General features: G+C 58.6%; 13 protein-coding genes and 1 pseudogene. 4 read left to right on the top strand and 10 right to left on the bottom strand.

All coding sequences use genetic code 11. From position 1 onward, the window contains the following. Positions 1–3: 3 nt before the first annotated feature. Positions 4–912 carry a polyprenyl synthetase family protein gene (locus tag CKF42_RS00440; RefSeq protein ID WP_009093081.1) on the bottom strand — a complete coding sequence of 303 codons (909 nt, stop codon included), beginning with the start codon at positions 910–912 and terminating at the stop codon, positions 4–6. 220 nt (positions 913–1,132) lie between these two features. Then, positions 1,133–1,663 (bottom strand): YtfJ family protein, encoded by a 531-nt coding sequence (locus CKF42_RS00435; RefSeq protein ID WP_009093080.1) that lies wholly within the window; start codon positions 1,661–1,663, stop codon positions 1,133–1,135. Between the two features lie 171 nt (positions 1,664–1,834). Between CKF42_RS00435 and CKF42_RS00430 the strand changes: the two genes are divergently transcribed. After that, a complete protein-coding gene (locus tag CKF42_RS00430) occupies positions 1,835–2,062 on the top strand; it encodes a hypothetical protein (RefSeq protein ID WP_009093079.1) in 228 nt (75 codons plus the stop codon). 95 nt (positions 2,063–2,157) lie between these two features. Here the strand turns inward: CKF42_RS00430 and CKF42_RS00425 are convergent, their stop codons facing one another. The 3 genes from CKF42_RS00425 to CKF42_RS00415 all read right to left on the bottom strand — a co-directional run bounded on the left by CKF42_RS00425 (position 2,158) and on the right by CKF42_RS00415 (position 5,153). Continuing rightward, positions 2,158–2,835: a pirin family protein gene (locus CKF42_RS00425; RefSeq protein WP_111207166.1), complete on the bottom strand. Its 678-nt coding sequence runs from the start codon at positions 2,833–2,835 to the stop codon at positions 2,158–2,160. A 126-nt stretch (positions 2,836–2,961) separates the two neighbouring features. After that, positions 2,962–4,692 (bottom strand): DUF2534 family protein, encoded by a 1,731-nt coding sequence (locus tag CKF42_RS00420; protein WP_111207165.1) that lies wholly within the window; start codon positions 4,690–4,692, stop codon positions 2,962–2,964. A gap of 68 nt (positions 4,693–4,760) precedes the next feature. Further along, on the bottom strand, positions 4,761–5,153 hold the full coding sequence (locus CKF42_RS00415; RefSeq protein WP_369974590.1) for a DUF2946 domain-containing protein: 393 nt from the start codon (positions 5,151–5,153) through the stop codon (positions 4,761–4,763). Between the two features lie 221 nt (positions 5,154–5,374). Between CKF42_RS00415 and CKF42_RS00410 the strand changes: the two genes are divergently transcribed. Further along, positions 5,375–6,313, top strand: a complete 939-nt coding sequence (locus tag CKF42_RS00410) for a D-2-hydroxyacid dehydrogenase (protein ID WP_111207163.1) — start codon at positions 5,375–5,377, stop codon at positions 6,311–6,313. 214 nt (positions 6,314–6,527) lie between these two features. Beyond that, positions 6,528–7,252: pseudogene (locus CKF42_RS00405) on the top strand (Rpn family recombination-promoting nuclease/putative transposase). Between the two features lie 121 nt (positions 7,253–7,373). Here CKF42_RS00405 and glsB read toward each other — a convergent pair. From glsB to fucO, 5 genes are all read right to left on the bottom strand, one after another. Further along, complete coding sequence (glsB, locus tag CKF42_RS00400) at positions 7,374–8,339, bottom strand: glutaminase B (RefSeq protein WP_111207314.1); 966 nt, start codon at positions 8,337–8,339, stop codon at positions 7,374–7,376. A gap of 52 nt (positions 8,340–8,391) precedes the next feature. Beyond that, positions 8,392–9,591: an MFS transporter gene (locus CKF42_RS00395; RefSeq protein ID WP_111207313.1), complete on the bottom strand. Its 1,200-nt coding sequence runs from the start codon at positions 9,589–9,591 to the stop codon at positions 8,392–8,394. A 170-nt stretch (positions 9,592–9,761) separates the two neighbouring features. Then, positions 9,762–9,932: a hypothetical protein gene (locus tag CKF42_RS21195; protein WP_167428668.1), complete on the bottom strand. Its 171-nt coding sequence runs from the start codon at positions 9,930–9,932 to the stop codon at positions 9,762–9,764. 103 nt (positions 9,933–10,035) lie between these two features. Then, entirely contained in the window at positions 10,036–10,209 is a 174-nt protein-coding gene (locus CKF42_RS00390) for a GhoT/OrtT family toxin (RefSeq protein WP_009093071.1), read from the bottom strand. A 303-nt stretch (positions 10,210–10,512) separates the two neighbouring features. Next, a complete protein-coding gene (fucO, locus tag CKF42_RS00385; RefSeq protein WP_111207162.1) occupies positions 10,513–11,661 on the bottom strand; it encodes a lactaldehyde reductase in 1,149 nt (382 codons plus the stop codon). 264 nt (positions 11,662–11,925) lie between these two features. On the opposite strand from fucO, the gene CKF42_RS00380 reads away from it, so the two are divergent. After that, positions 11,926–13,566, top strand: a complete 1,641-nt coding sequence (locus tag CKF42_RS00380) for a dihydroxyacetone kinase subunit DhaK (RefSeq protein WP_111207161.1) — start codon at positions 11,926–11,928, stop codon at positions 13,564–13,566. Positions 13,567–13,623 lie beyond the last annotated feature (57 nt).

Genomic DNA, 13,623 nt, shown 5'->3' with positions numbered 1-13,623 from the left:
TCCTTAACTGACGGCAGCGAGTTTTTTCTCAAACCAGGCCTGAACAAAATGATGGGTGGCGTAACCGTCGCGGCAGGCGGAGAGCAGGTGTTCTCCGGCGCAGCGCAGATGGTCGCGCAGTTGCGATTCGACCGCTTTTGCGCCGAGAAGATTCACAAGCGTCGATTTTCCCTCATCCTGATGGGCATCTTTACCGGTGTCACTCATTCCGTCAGTGAGATCGTCCAGCAGCTGAAACGCCTGACCGAGATTCAGCGAAAAGCGGTGCAGCTGTTCGCGGGCTTCTTTGGGGGCTTCCGCGACGATAGAGGCCATCTGCATAGAGGCGCAGAACAGGGTGCTGGTTTTGAAGTGATTGGTCATCAGAATGGCGTCGGCGCTGCGGGGTTTGTCTCCCTCCGAGAGATCCTTGAACTGCCCCTGTACCAGCCCCTGCATCCCAACCGCCTGAGACAGCTCTGCAACCGCGTCCGTTCTGGCGCTGGCGGTTAAGCCCTCTGCCACGGCGACCAGCCCAAAAGCCTTACTCAGCAGGGCCACGGCAGCGAGGATGGCGACATGTTCACCATACTGACAGTGGATGGTAGGGCGTCCGCGCCGCAGCTGTGCATCATCCATGCAGGGCATATCGTCCAGGATCAGCGAAGCGGCGTGCACCATCTCAACCGCGCAGGCGAGGTCAAGCAGACCGGCTGCGCTGGCATTGCACCCCAAATCGCGCGCGGTCAGCAGCAGCAGCAGCGGACGAATCCGTTTTCCCGGCGCCAGCGCGCCGTCGCGCATTGCCGCGCCGACCAGGTCACGTTCACTGTCGACCGGTAAAAGCTGATCGAGCCGTTGCTCGATATCGTTCAACAGAATCGCTGCATCGCTGTGTATGACATTGACGTGTTTTTCTGCGCAGACCGTCATCAGGGCTGTCCTTATCTACAGAGGAAGTCACAGCAGGTCGAAATGATTCGATGCCATCTTCAATCATCGTCCCCGGCTGCCCCGGCATAGTGGGCAGGTTTTCAAAGAACGGCGGGTAAATCTATTACAACTAAGCGTAGCTTACGGTAATAAAAAATGTCGGGAAATTCAGGAGCATTCCGCGATTTGCGGCGTCAGCCGGGTGAAAACTAAGCGACCATCAGCCCAGCAATGCCCGTAGCTGTTTCATCACGCTGGCGACGTTGTCAGCAGATAATGCGCCATCTTTAGCGAAGCGCACAATACCTTGCTGATCAACGACCACGACGGCTGCGCTTTCTGGCTGAAGATGCCAGCTATGCGCCGTCACGCCGCTGCTGTCGATGATGAATTGCTGCCAGGGAGCGGCTTTTTTGCTGGAGGCGATGCTGCGCACCACAAAAATGGCGCTGCCGGGCAGGGCGTCGTCGGTATTCACGATGGTGGTGGTCTGAAAGCGATCGCGCGGCAGACTGGCCTGCTGAACGGCCTCAATCAGGGCAGCACTCTGCTCTTTGGCTGAAAGACGGCCCGCGACATGGATCACCAGCCGCACTTTGCCGGTCAGCGCCTGACTGTTCCAGCGCTGGTAGCCGATATCGCCCTGATTCAGGACCATTTCGCCTTTATCGGCCACAAAGACCGGCGGAACCGGCTGGCCGGGTGTCAGGGTGTGGGCGGACGCAACGCCGGAAAACAGCAGGGCTATCATCAATCCATAATGGCGCACAGGTTCCTCACTTCTTTCTCGGTTTGCGGTGGGCGAGGCGAGCTTTCTCATCAGCAGGCAGAAGATTAGTACCACATCCATGTTTCAGATCAATAAAAGCAGTAAAGATTTAGCCTGAGAATGCAGAGGAAAGTTAATTGCCGGAGGTGGAAGATGAGTGCTGCACTGATGACGTTGCCCGAATTTGCCCGTTACATTGGTATTGCCACGCCGACCCTGGCGCGCGCCTTTTGCTGTCGGGGTTCACTGGATGGGGTGCCGCTGCCGCAGGCACTGGATGATGCGCCGCTGACGCAGCGCCACTGGTTACTCGACGATGTGCGTCAGTTTGACCACGTTTATAAACGGGTTCAGGCGAAGCAGCCCCGTAACCGGGAGTAAGGACATTGATCGCCGCGTGGGAATCGTCCCGCGCGGCGCTTTTAAGTGAAGCGGAGCGCTGCCCGCGACCTCACCGGGAAAGGCAGCGCGTTTTTTTATGCAGCGTGATCGGGCTTGATCAGGAAGCAGACCAGATTGGCATCCCGGTCACCCGTGATTTCACTCCCGGCCGCCAGCCCGCTGACCGCATCACCCCGACCCAGTCGCGCCTCGCCGATACGAATGCTGCCTTCCAGCACGACGAGATAAGCCACAAAGCCCGGCAGGGCAGGCACGTCCAGCGTATGGTTGCGCTCCAGCAGGGTGTCATAGATATAGGCTGCCTGGCGCAGTTCCAGCGGGGCGTCTGACTCATCCGGCCCGGCCAGTTCGGTCCAGCCATTACTCATAATGCCCTGATCGCGCTCCAGCACCTGTGTCATCGCTTCACCCCCGGGCTGGGCGGGACGGATAACCGCCTGTAACAGTTCCGCTTCAAACAGAGGCACCGACTCTTCGTACTGAACGCCGTCACCCGCATTGACCACCATCACCCGCTTAGCCGAGAGCTGGGTCCGCTCGCCGTTACTGTCCTGATGCTGCATCGATCCCCGCCACAGATAGGTAAAAACCTCTTCATTCCAGTGCTGCTGCATCGGGATCCGGGCATCCAGCTTCAGCGACATCAGGTCAACGCTGACCAGCGGGCTTAGCGCCTCGCCAGGTCGCTGACGGCGGACGGTAAAGGGGCCGTACTCAAACAGCTGTTCAGGATTAGCACGCAGGATGTTCATGATTTGCCTTTAAACAGAAGGGTCAGTGACAACGATCATAGCCTTTAGTGAGAGAATGAAAAGCCGGGAAATTTGCCCGGCTTCGTCAGTTATGTTGAAGGAGAGACTGCCCGCGGAGGCGGCAGCCTATTTGCCCTGCTCATCGCTTTCACCCAGGAAGAAATACCAGAGTGGAATCGACAGCAGTCCGGTAAACACCGTGGAGTAGAGCAGAATCATCATCGCCTGCGTGATATACATCGTCAGCGACCAGTGGCTGAAGGGGATCTGATACTGATCAATCACGCCGCCTATCATCGCATTCGCCATCACCGAAATCACAATCAGCGCCAGAACCGTCACGCTGCGCAGAAAATAGCGCATCTCTTTGCGCTTTACGGCGAAGCGGGACTGCACGATCGCCAGCGGCGACTGCTTGTCGGGTGCAATCTCGGTGCGGGCCTGGCTGCGACGCCGGGCGCTGCGCCAGCGCTGGATATCCAGCAGCAGAAACAGCAGCAGGCTGATGCCCATGACCGGCAGGGCATAACCGAGCGCCAGCATCACAATCAGGCTGGTGCCCTGCGCATAGCGTGGCAGCGCCAGCCAGGCGGTTAACAGCGTCTGTGAAGGGTTAAGCTGCGGAACCGCCGGACGACGAATCCACCACATGCGGTAGCCCAGCACAATCATCGTGCAGAGTCCGAAGCCAAAGAGGGCCAGAATCAGCTGATTAGGCAGGCCGAACAGCACACCCATGTGTGCATCGACGCCCCAGCGGGTCAGTTTTGCCACCAGCGGGAAGCTGGCGAACGCCACTTTGTCGACCACGGTAAAGTCGGCCGGATTAAGTGAAACGGCATCCACCTGACTTGGCCAGCTGCGGTCAATCTCCGAAACCGTCCATGCCTGTCCGGCGTTTTTGGGCTGGCGCAGTTCGAGTTTTGCCGCCTTCAGTCCTGCCTGACGGGCGGCAGACAGGGCCTGATCCCAGCGGGCATCCGGCTGATTAGGAATGACCCGCGCGGGAGTCTTAGCGGGCATCGTCATGCCCGACATGGTCATCCCTTCCATTGCGCCGCGATGCTCTGCGTGGGGATCGGCAGATTCAGCCGGGGCGTCACCGTTCAGCGCGGTTTTCACCTGCGGCGTTTTCCAGTTCAGGTCGCTGCGCATCTTTTCAATGTTGCTGCCCGCCCACTGCGACCAGGTGAGCCCGGTCACCGAAAAGAAGATCAGGCCCAGGGCCAGCAGCAGTCCCAGCGTGACGTGCCAGTGACGCACGGCGGCAAACCCGTTGCGGACGGTCTTTCGGGTACGGGGAGGGCGGGTACCGGCCCACAGGATGAGCCCGCCCAGCGCGGCGACCCAGAGCCAGGACGCGGCCAGTTCACTGTAGTTACGGCCGAAATCGCCCAGTAACAAGCCACGATGCAGCTGATCCAGCCACATGCGCAGCGGCAACACGCCGCTGGTGCCATATACGGTCATATCTCCCCTGACCTGCAGGGTATAGGGATCGATAAACACCGAGCGTGACTCAGAGGGACCCGCATCAGCGGCAGTGAACTGCACCCGCGTCGTATCCCCGGGACCCGGCGCGGGACGCACGGCGTAGATGTGCGCTGACTGGCCTGCCCAGGCACGTGCAGCGGCAACCTGCGCGGAGAGCGGCTGCGGCTCGCCCTGCGCACGGGTCGTCAGGGCATCGTGATAGATCGCCTGTTCCAGCTGCGGAGTCAGAACGTAGAGCGTTCCGGTGAGGGCTGCAATGAAAATGAACGGCGCAATAAACAGACCAATATAAAAATGCAGGCGGCGTAGCAGATTGAACAGCGTGCCGCGTGGTGCAGGGGATGTTTCCTGATAAGAGGACATAGCATTCCACACTTTTAAAAGACAGGGGCGATCGGGTGACGTTGTCACGCAATCGAAATGTTATGGTGTCAGTGTGATGCGTAACAGGGCGGTGCCCGGGGGCGATGAAGGCGCAGCGTTCGCCGCCGCCGGAGCGGCGTGACCGCTCGGGGCGGCGGGGCGCGACTGATGAGGCACATCCACCAGATGAACGGGACAAAGTTCCAGAGCATCAGGGGCACATGCACCAGTAAATCACAGTATCCGCAGGCAAAGCCTGCATCGGACATCATCACAGGGTCCATCATGGACATCTCGCCGTGATGATGCATCATCGGCATCTCTGCGCTCATGCTGACGTGCTGCATCCTGGCATGATCTGCCGCAAGGTTTTTAGAGACCATCGGTGCAACAAACAACATCAGCACGGCCAGTATCGCAATACCGGCTGTGAGTCGTTGTCTGAATAAGCATTTCGGCATCATTTACACAGGCACAATGGGACAAATTTCCGGGCGGCAGTGTAACGCGAAGGGAATAAAAGGGTTAAATAAAGTGGCTGCTGAAACAAAGAAATTCGCACTCTTTGAACATATTCACTTTAATTTCAGCTTCATTTAACTTAGTTGTTACCCACTGAACACATACAGGTAACATCACGGCTGAGCCTGTGGATGACACTCTGAGCAATTAAGGACAGATAATGAAAATAGTTATGCTGGATGGCGATACGCTGCCGATCTCACTGCCGATCGAACAGCTACAGGGTGAGTGGGAGATCCGCACACACACGCCGGTTAATGAGATCGTGTCTGCCCTGCAGGGGGCGACTATCGCGATCACCAATAAAGTTCCGTTACGCGCCGCCACACTCAGGCAACTGCCGGATCTGCGCTTTATCTGTGTTGCCGCAACCGGCTATGACTGTATCGATCTCGACGCCTGTCGCGATCGCGGGATCACCGTCAGCAATGTGCCCGGCTACTCCACGCAGAGCGTCTCCGAGGCGGTGATTGCAGCCCTTTTCGCGCTGCGCCGGCAGTTATTTGACTATGCCAGCACCACCCGCCGGGACTGGCCGCAGGCGCAACACTTCTGTCTGCATCGTCGGCCGATTCAGGATATCGGCGGGGCTATGCTGGGTATCGCGGGCCGGGGCGAAATCGGTCAGGCGGTAGGAAGGCTGGCGCAGGCGCTGGGGATGCAGGTCCAGTTCGCCGAGCGCAAAGGGAGTCAGACAGTGCGTGACGGCTATGTCAGCTTTGAGCAGATGCTGGCTACCAGCGATGTGATTTCACTGCACTGTCCGTTAAGCGATCAGACCCGACAGATGATTGACCGTGAGGCGCTGGCTAAGATGAAACCGCAGGCGCTGCTGATTAATACCGCGCGTGGCGGATTGATCAATGAAGCCGACCTGGCGGCTGCCCTGGCGCAGGGCGTTATCGGCGGGGCGGCGCTGGATGTACTGAGTAGTGAACCGCCTGCTGCCGATAATCCGCTGCTGGCGGATCTGCCGGGTCTGCTGCTGACACCGCACATTGCCTGGGCAAGCCGCAGTGGCGCAGAGAATCTGGTGAAAGGCGTGATGAAAAATATCGCCGCCTCTCTTCAGGGCGAGCCGATTAACGTGGTGAGCTGAACCCGGTCTGAGTGGGGGCATCTTCGGCAGTTTCGGCATGGGGCGGCGCATGACGCTTTCTGCACTGAAAAGCGGGCCACCTCGTAAATTTAAAGCGTGTCGTTTTACCTGCCTTGTCCGGAGTGATATTCCAGTCATAGCCTGATTCATTACCGCGAAACAAAGAGCAGGTGGATCAGGTTAAGGGGATCATGAACAGAGCCAGGATGGCACGATGAAAAAGAAGAACGGCACGCATACACCTCATGATGCAACATTCCGGCAGTTTCTGACGCAGCCTGAAATTGCCAGAGATTTTATGGCCCTGCACCTGCCGCCAGACCTGCGGGAGATCTGTGATCCCGACACGCTGAAGCTCGAATCGGGGTCGTTTGTGGAAAAGGATCTCAGGCAATATTTCAGCGACGTGCTTTACAGTCTGAAAACGACTTCAGGTGAGGGATTTGTCCATGTTCTGATTGAGCATCAGTCTGCACCAGACAAACACATGGCGTTTCGGTTACTTCGTTATGCCGTTGCAGCGATGCAGCGCCATCTGGAGAATGGACATAAGCGGTTACCGCTGGTGATACCGGTGCTGTTTTATACCGGTAAACGTAGCCCCTATCCCTATTCTAACCGGTGGCTGGATGAGTTTGACGATCCGGTACTGGCGGGAAGGCTTTATCATCAGGCTTTCCCATTGGTTGACGTCACAGTTATACCTGATGACGAAATTATGCAGCACCGTAGCATGGGGATTCACTTATGACGATTGCACAACAGCTGGAACAAATCGGCATTGAGCAGGGTATCCGGCTCGGTATGGTAAAAGGTGAACGTGCAGCAAAATTTAAGATCGCCCGCGCAATGCTGCAAAGCGGTATGGACCGCCATACCATTCTGCAAATGACCGGGCTGAGCGAAGCGGAACTGGCGGATATCCGTCAAACAGACTGAGACATGCTCTCAGTCTGTTATGCAGACTATGATCCCACTCCCCGGCGTCCGGAGTCGTCGTGCCTGTTCATCATCATACCGCCTTGCACAGATGACTACTCTACTTCGTCGGGTTCCAGGGTCAGAAAATAGAGCGGCCCAGCTTTTCCGTCAGTAACTCCAGCACCGCCGTGCCCGCCAGGGAATTGCCCGCGCCATCGAGTCCGGGTGACCAGACGGCGATGCTCATCTCTCCGGGGATAATGGCAATGATCCCGCCACCTACCCCTGACTTTGCCGGCATGCCGACCCGCCAGGCAAATTCGCCCGCGCCATCGTACATCCCGCTGGTGATCATCAGCGCATTAATCTGGCGCGCCTGACGCGCGGTAATCATCTGGCTGCCATCCAGCGTCCGGCCCTCATTCGCCAGATAGATAAACGTGCGTGCCAGTTCAACGCAGCTCATTGACAGTGAGCAGTAGTGAAAATAGGTCTGCATCACGCTGGTCACGTCGTTATCGAAATTCCCGAACGACTTCATCAGCCAGGCAATCGCCGCGTTGCGGGCCGAGTGTTCAAACTCGGAGCGGGCAACGTGGCGGTCATAGTTGATGTCCGGCTGCTGACTCTGCTGCCGGACAATCTCCAGCATACGCTGACGCGGCGCGGTAAGCCGGGTTTCCAGCAGGTCGCAGATCACCAGGGCACCCGCATTAATAAAGGGATTACGCGGTTTACCCTGTTCCAGTTCGAGCTGCACCAGCGAATTAAAAGGCTGACCCGACGGCTCTTTTCCGACCCGCTGCCAGATTTCGCTATCGTCATAGCGGGTCAGCGCCACGGTCAGCGACAGCGCTTTAGAGATCGACTGAATCGAAAAGCGCGTTTGGGCATCGCCCGCCTGAAAGAGGGTGCCGTCAGGCAGGCAGACAGCGATAGCCAGCCGGTCTGCGGCCACATCGGCCAGCGCGGGGATATAGTCCGCCACTTTTCCCTGATGAACCAGCGGACGCACCTCATCCAGAATCGCCTGCAACAGCGCATTATTCAGTTCAGACACACTCGCTTCTCCTGTCGCTTCCCGCCGGACGCTGATGCTGTGCATCAGCGTCCGGCAGGTCATATTGTTAAGGTCTGATGGCGGCATGGCCGCACGTTCAGCTGATGGGTTTTGACTGTGCGGCCAGGGGGGCCAGCAGCATCTGAAGCAGGCTCAGCAGCACCAGTACGCTGAAGGGGATCGTCCAGTTTCCGCTCTGCTCATGGAGCACGCCAAACAACAAAGGACCGAGCGCCGCCAGCGCATAGCCGACGCACTGGGCCATACCGGAGAGCTGTGAAGCCTGACGATGATTGCTGGCCCGCAGATTAAAGAGGGAGAGGCAGAGCACCAGTGAGGCGCCTGCGCCCAGACCGGCCAGGGTCAGCCAGATCGCCGCCCACAGCGGGTTAAGCAGTAGCCCCAGCATGCCGAGAAAGATAGCCGACGAGGCGATGAAGGCGGTGAGGCGGGCATCCTTCACCCGCTTCAGCGCCATCATGCAGCCAAGATTGGCGACAATCGCGATGGCCTGATACCAGAACAGCAGCCAGCCCGCCGTGGCCTGACTGAAACCCTGGTCCTGGGCGAATAGCGTAAACCAGTCGATCAGGGTATAAAACGCCAGCGACTGCAGCGCCATAAACAGGGCAATCTGCCAGCCGCCTGCCGAGCGCCACGGATGGCGATGGAGAACTGTCGTCTCGCCGGATGCCTGCTTTAACGGACGCTGGCGTAGCAGTGGCAGCCAGGCCAGCAGCGCAATCAGCCCTGGGATCGCCCAGACCACCAGCGACAGTCGCCAGCCTGCGGAGGAAAGCTGGCTCAGCGGAACGGCAATCCCGGAGGCCAGGCTGGCCGTAATCGACATGGTGGCGGCGTAAAGCCCGATATAGCGGGCAGTATGGGCGGTGAAATCGCGTTTAATCAGCGGGGGCAACAGGACGTTGGCGGCAGCAATCCCGGCGCTGAGCAACAGGGTTCCGCCCCATAACGCCGCCTCCACAGGCAGCCAGCGCAACAGGGAACCGGCGGTCATCAAGCAGAGTGCGCCCCACAGGCTGCGTTCGAGTCCGATGCGATTGCCAAGCCAGGCGGCTGGTGGCGCAAGCAGGGCAAAGAGGATCAGGGGAATAAAGTTGAACAGACCCGCTTCACCGGCACTCAGTCCAAAGGTCTGACGGATATCCTGCAGAACCGGGCCGACCACAGTCACCGGTGCGCGAAGGTTGGCCGCGGTCAGCAGCAGCACAAATAAAAAAAATGAGGCGCCGGAGAGCGCAGCATGAGGTTTAACACTAAGTTGCAGAGGCTTCATGGCAGGGATCATCACAGGCAGCAGCGCTGCGGGGGCGTTGGTTGACGTTAACGCTTACGCATCAGAAATGATGTCTGGGCGCTACTTTACTGACCGGCCATCGGCGTGTAAAGCCTTGTTATGCGATGAAATAGCGCAAATGCGATCCCGTAACACACTGTGCGGGTGTGTCAGTGAAATTCCGGTTCGGGAAAGTGACCGCAGTCATTCTGGCTGGGATTGGTGCCAGGCTGGCAGGTCTGCTGACGGGTTTCTGCCGCCGGGACCGGTTTTTCGGCGCCCCAAGGTCCGCTGCAGGCACTGAGAAGGGAAATCAGAATCGCCACACTGATTACGCGCATATCCGCTCCTTATATGAGTGATGAGCAAGCCGACATCAGCGATCGGCGCAGAGCGGGTCAGTGACGTCTAATCTGAGTGTGGTCGGTAAGGCGAAAATGTCAATTAAAACAGCGCGAACATCAGCGCAACGGGAAAACTCATCGGCCAGGTGGCACCCACCAGAAAGGCGCTGAGCAGTTTAATGCTGAGCTTATCTTTGGCGATAAAGAAGGTGATCAGCGTAGCGAACAGTGCAACAACGGCATAAAAAATCAGCATACCCTGGTACAGTGTCATCAATATCTCCGCAGCATCGTAAAGGTTTTCGCTGCGCATGATGCGGATTTTTGTGATCCAGATCAAGTGACTCAGGGTTTAGCATCTAAAGAAATCATCCGGTCAGGTGGCGCATGCACCGCAACCTGCAGAAAACGCGCGGGCGATTTCAGGCTGAAACGGGCATCAGAAAATCGAGAAAACCCCGGCCGTCACTGCGATGACTGGCTTTATCCGCCCTGGCGAATCGCGACAGATCGAGTGCGATAAAAAGCCCGCTGGCGTGAGCGGGCCTGACGTCAGCGGCGGATACGCTGGCGCGCGTTAACTCTGACGGTAGAGCGCCATCACCGCCTCCAGATCGGGCGTGCGCGGGTTGCCACCGGTACAGACATCATCCAGCGCGGCCTGCGCCAGGGCCGGGATATCGGCCTGCTGTAAACCCACTTCACGTAAGGAACGCGGGATGCCCACATCCCGACAGAGCTGACGAACGGCATCAACCGCGGCCTCCCGCGCCTGCTCCAGCGAGAGGGTGTCGACCTGCTTCACGCCCATTGCGCGCGCAATGTCGCGATACTTTTCGCCGGTCCAGGCGGCATTCCACGCCATCACCTGCGGCAGCAGAATGGCGTTAGCAATGCCGTGTGGCACATCATAAAAGGCGCCCAGCGGATGGGCCATGCCATGAACCAGCCCGAGTCCGACACTGGAGAAACCCATCCCGGCGACATACTGTCCCAGCGCCATCTGCTCCACCGCGTCGGGATCCCCCGCCACCGATTTGCGCAGTGACTGGCTGATAATCTCAATGGCTTTGAGATGCAGCATATCGGTCAGCGTCCAGGCGCCACGCGTGATATAGCCCTCAATCGCGTGGGTCAGCGCATCAATGCCGGTTGCGGCTTTCAGTGAGGGGGGCATGCTCGCCATCATTTCCGCATCAACAATCGCGACTTTCGGAATGGCATGCGGATCGACACAGACAAACTTACGGCGTTTCTCTTCATCGGTAATAACGTAGTTGATGGTGACTTCAGCGGCGGTACCTGCGGTGGTCGGGATAGCGATAATCGGAACGCAGGGATGGCGGGTGGGGGCCACGCCCTCCAGGCTGCGCACATCTTCAAATTCGGGATTATTGATAATCATACCGATCGCCTTGCTGGTATCCTGAGGTGAACCGCCCCCGATCGCTATCAGATAGTCTGCCCCCGATGCCCTGAAGGCCGCCACGCCCTGCTGCACCACCCGAATGGTGGGATTGGGCACCACCTCATCGTACACAGCCCAGGCAAGCTGGTGGCTGGCCAGCCGATCGGTCACCCGCTTCAGCGCACCGGCTGCCACCAGTGCACGGTCAGTAACAATCAGGGCTTTGCGCATTCCACGACGCTCTACCTCTTCCGGCAGATGGCGTAACGCGCCGGCACCAAACCAGGCCGTTTCATTCAGAATCATACGTTGAGTCATAAAAACATCCTCTGTTTGTGAATGCGCTCTAACTTCCGACATTCCCTATCAGGGTTCTGCGCAGAACCTCTCAGTTTCGGATAAAGATATTTGATAAAAATCAATAAATTAGTCCGGAGTGGCGCGATGCCTTTGCCAGATGCCGCGCCAGGCGCTGAACGAGACGGGATGATACGCCGGGTTTCGCAGGGGATTTCTTCCCGTCTGGCGGTTATGTGCAACACTTGTTTACTTCCCCTTCGCACGCCCATGAGGAATGAAGAGATGACCCGATTTGTACTGAATAACAAGGACGACCTTGTCGACAGCGCGTTAGATGGCATGATTTACGCCAGCCCGTGGCGCAATCTGGTGCGGCTACAGGTCGCGCCGCGAATCCGCATTGTCATGCGCAGGGACTGGCAGAAACAGCAGGTGGCGCTGATCTCCGGCGGGGGAGCCGGACATGAACCGGCGCATGTCGGATTTATCGGTAAAGGGATGCTGACGGCCGCCGTTTGTGGCGATCTCTTTGCTTCACCCAGCGTAGACGCGGTGTATCACGCCATCGTCAATCTTACCGGGGAAGCCGGATGCCTGCTGATTGTAAAAAATTACACCGGCGATCGGCTTAACTTTGGCCTGGCGGCAGAGAAGGCGCGTAAGGCGGGATACAGCGTCAACATGGTGATTGTCGGTGATGATGTGGCCCTGCCGGAGAATCCTCAGCCGCGCGGGTTGGCCGGTACCCTGCTGGTACACAAGGTGGCGGGCTTCGTCGCCGAACGGGGTGATGACCTGGCGGCGGTCACCGCGGCCGCGCAGGCGGCCAGCCAGGCCATCGCGTCGATGGGCGTGGCGCTCTCCGGCTGCAATCTGCCGGATGAGCCGGTTAGCCAGCGGGTGCCGGAAGGCAGTGTCGAAATGGGACTGGGCATTCACGGAGAACCGGGTGTTGAAGTGATGCAGAGCCAGAACAGTCAGCAGATTGTTCAGCAGCTGCTGGAGAAGGTGATGCCGGAGAATGAGGAACCCTGCGCGCTGCTGGTGAATAATCTGGGCGGTATGTCCGCGCCGGAGATGAGTCTGGTGACGCGGGATCTGATTGCGTCGCCGCTCAGCCGGGGCAGTAACTATCTGATGGGGCCTGCGCCGCTGATGACCGCACTGGACATGAAAGGGTTTTCCGTGACCTGCATGAGGCTGACTCCCCTCTTCGAAGAGGCTCTCTGCGCGCCGGTTGAGGTCACCGGCTGGGTAACCCCGGTGAAAATCGCCCCACTGGAACCGGTAAGTGCCGCCACTCCGGCCTCAGCCCACCCGGTCCAGCCCTCTGCAAACCCCCAGGTTGCCGCCTATGTGAACACTATCTGTGAAACCCTGATGGCCTGCGAAAGTGAGCTGAACCGGCTGGATGCGCAGGTCGGGGACGGTGATACCGGTTCGACCTTTGCCGCGGGTGCGCGTCAGATCCAGCGCGAATGTGATGATAATCAGCTGCCACTGAATGCTTTACCCGAGCTGCTCGCGGTAACGGGAGAGCGGCTGGCGACGGTGATGGGCGGCTCCAGCGGCGTGCTGATGGCGATCTTTTTTACCGCTGCCGCCCAGCAACTGGCGGAGGGCGATACCCTGCCTGTCGCCCTGCAGCAGGGGCTGGAGAAGATGAAGGAGTATGGCGGGGCAAAGCCGGGTGACCGGACACTGATCGATGCACTGCAACCGGCCATTGAGGCGCTGGTGGCGGGCCAGTCACTGGAGGCGGCAGCAGAAGCGGCGCAGCAGGGCAGTGAGGCGACGGCCACCATGGGAACTGCAAAAGCGGGTCGCTCCTCCTATCTGAACAGCACAAACCTCAATGGTGTGCCCGATCCGGGGGCCGTCGCGGTCGCACGCGTCTTTGCGGCCCTGAACAAGGTGCAGTGAAAATGCTGACGCTGCTGTGCGGCCTTTGTCGCGCAGCCGTCAGAGTAAGCAGGCACT

It is taken from the genome of Pantoea sp. ARC270 (genome assembly GCF_003236725.1).
Classification (GTDB): domain Bacteria; phylum Pseudomonadota; class Gammaproteobacteria; order Enterobacterales; family Enterobacteriaceae; genus Pantoea; species Pantoea anthophila.
This window is presented reverse-complemented; position numbering and strand designations above follow the sequence as displayed.

Bases quoted from the DNA above. Each gene is read 5' to 3' on its own strand.
- CKF42_RS00380 (WP_111207161.1), top strand. From the start codon at position 11,926: ATGACCCGATTTGTACTGAATAACAAGGACGACCTTGTCGACAGCGCG.
- CKF42_RS21195 (WP_167428668.1), bottom strand. From the start codon at position 9,932: ATGCGCGTAATCAGTGTGGCGATTCTGATTTCCCTTCTCAGTGCCTGC.
- CKF42_RS00390 (WP_009093071.1), bottom strand. From the start codon at position 10,209: ATGACACTGTACCAGGGTATGCTGATTTTTTATGCCGTTGTTGCACTG.
- CKF42_RS00420 (WP_111207165.1), bottom strand. From the start codon at position 4,692: ATGTCCTCTTATCAGGAAACATCCCCTGCACCACGCGGCACGCTGTTC.
- CKF42_RS00415 (WP_369974590.1), bottom strand. From the start codon at position 5,153: ATGCCGAAATGCTTATTCAGACAACGACTCACAGCCGGTATTGCGATA.
- glsB (WP_111207314.1), bottom strand. From the start codon at position 8,339: ATGCACAGCATCAGCGTCCGGCGGGAAGCGACAGGAGAAGCGAGTGTG.
- fucO (WP_111207162.1), bottom strand. From the start codon at position 11,661: ATGACTCAACGTATGATTCTGAATGAAACGGCCTGGTTTGGTGCCGGC.
- CKF42_RS00425 (WP_111207166.1), bottom strand. From the start codon at position 2,835: ATGAACATCCTGCGTGCTAATCCTGAACAGCTGTTTGAGTACGGCCCC.
- CKF42_RS00410 (WP_111207163.1), top strand. From the start codon at position 5,375: ATGAAAATAGTTATGCTGGATGGCGATACGCTGCCGATCTCACTGCCG.
- CKF42_RS00430 (WP_009093079.1), top strand. From the start codon at position 1,835: ATGAGTGCTGCACTGATGACGTTGCCCGAATTTGCCCGTTACATTGGT.
- CKF42_RS00435 (WP_009093080.1), bottom strand. From the start codon at position 1,663: ATGATAGCCCTGCTGTTTTCCGGCGTTGCGTCCGCCCACACCCTGACA.
- CKF42_RS00440 (WP_009093081.1), bottom strand. From the start codon at position 912: ATGACGGTCTGCGCAGAAAAACACGTCAATGTCATACACAGCGATGCA.
- CKF42_RS00395 (WP_111207313.1), bottom strand. From the start codon at position 9,591: ATGAAGCCTCTGCAACTTAGTGTTAAACCTCATGCTGCGCTCTCCGGC.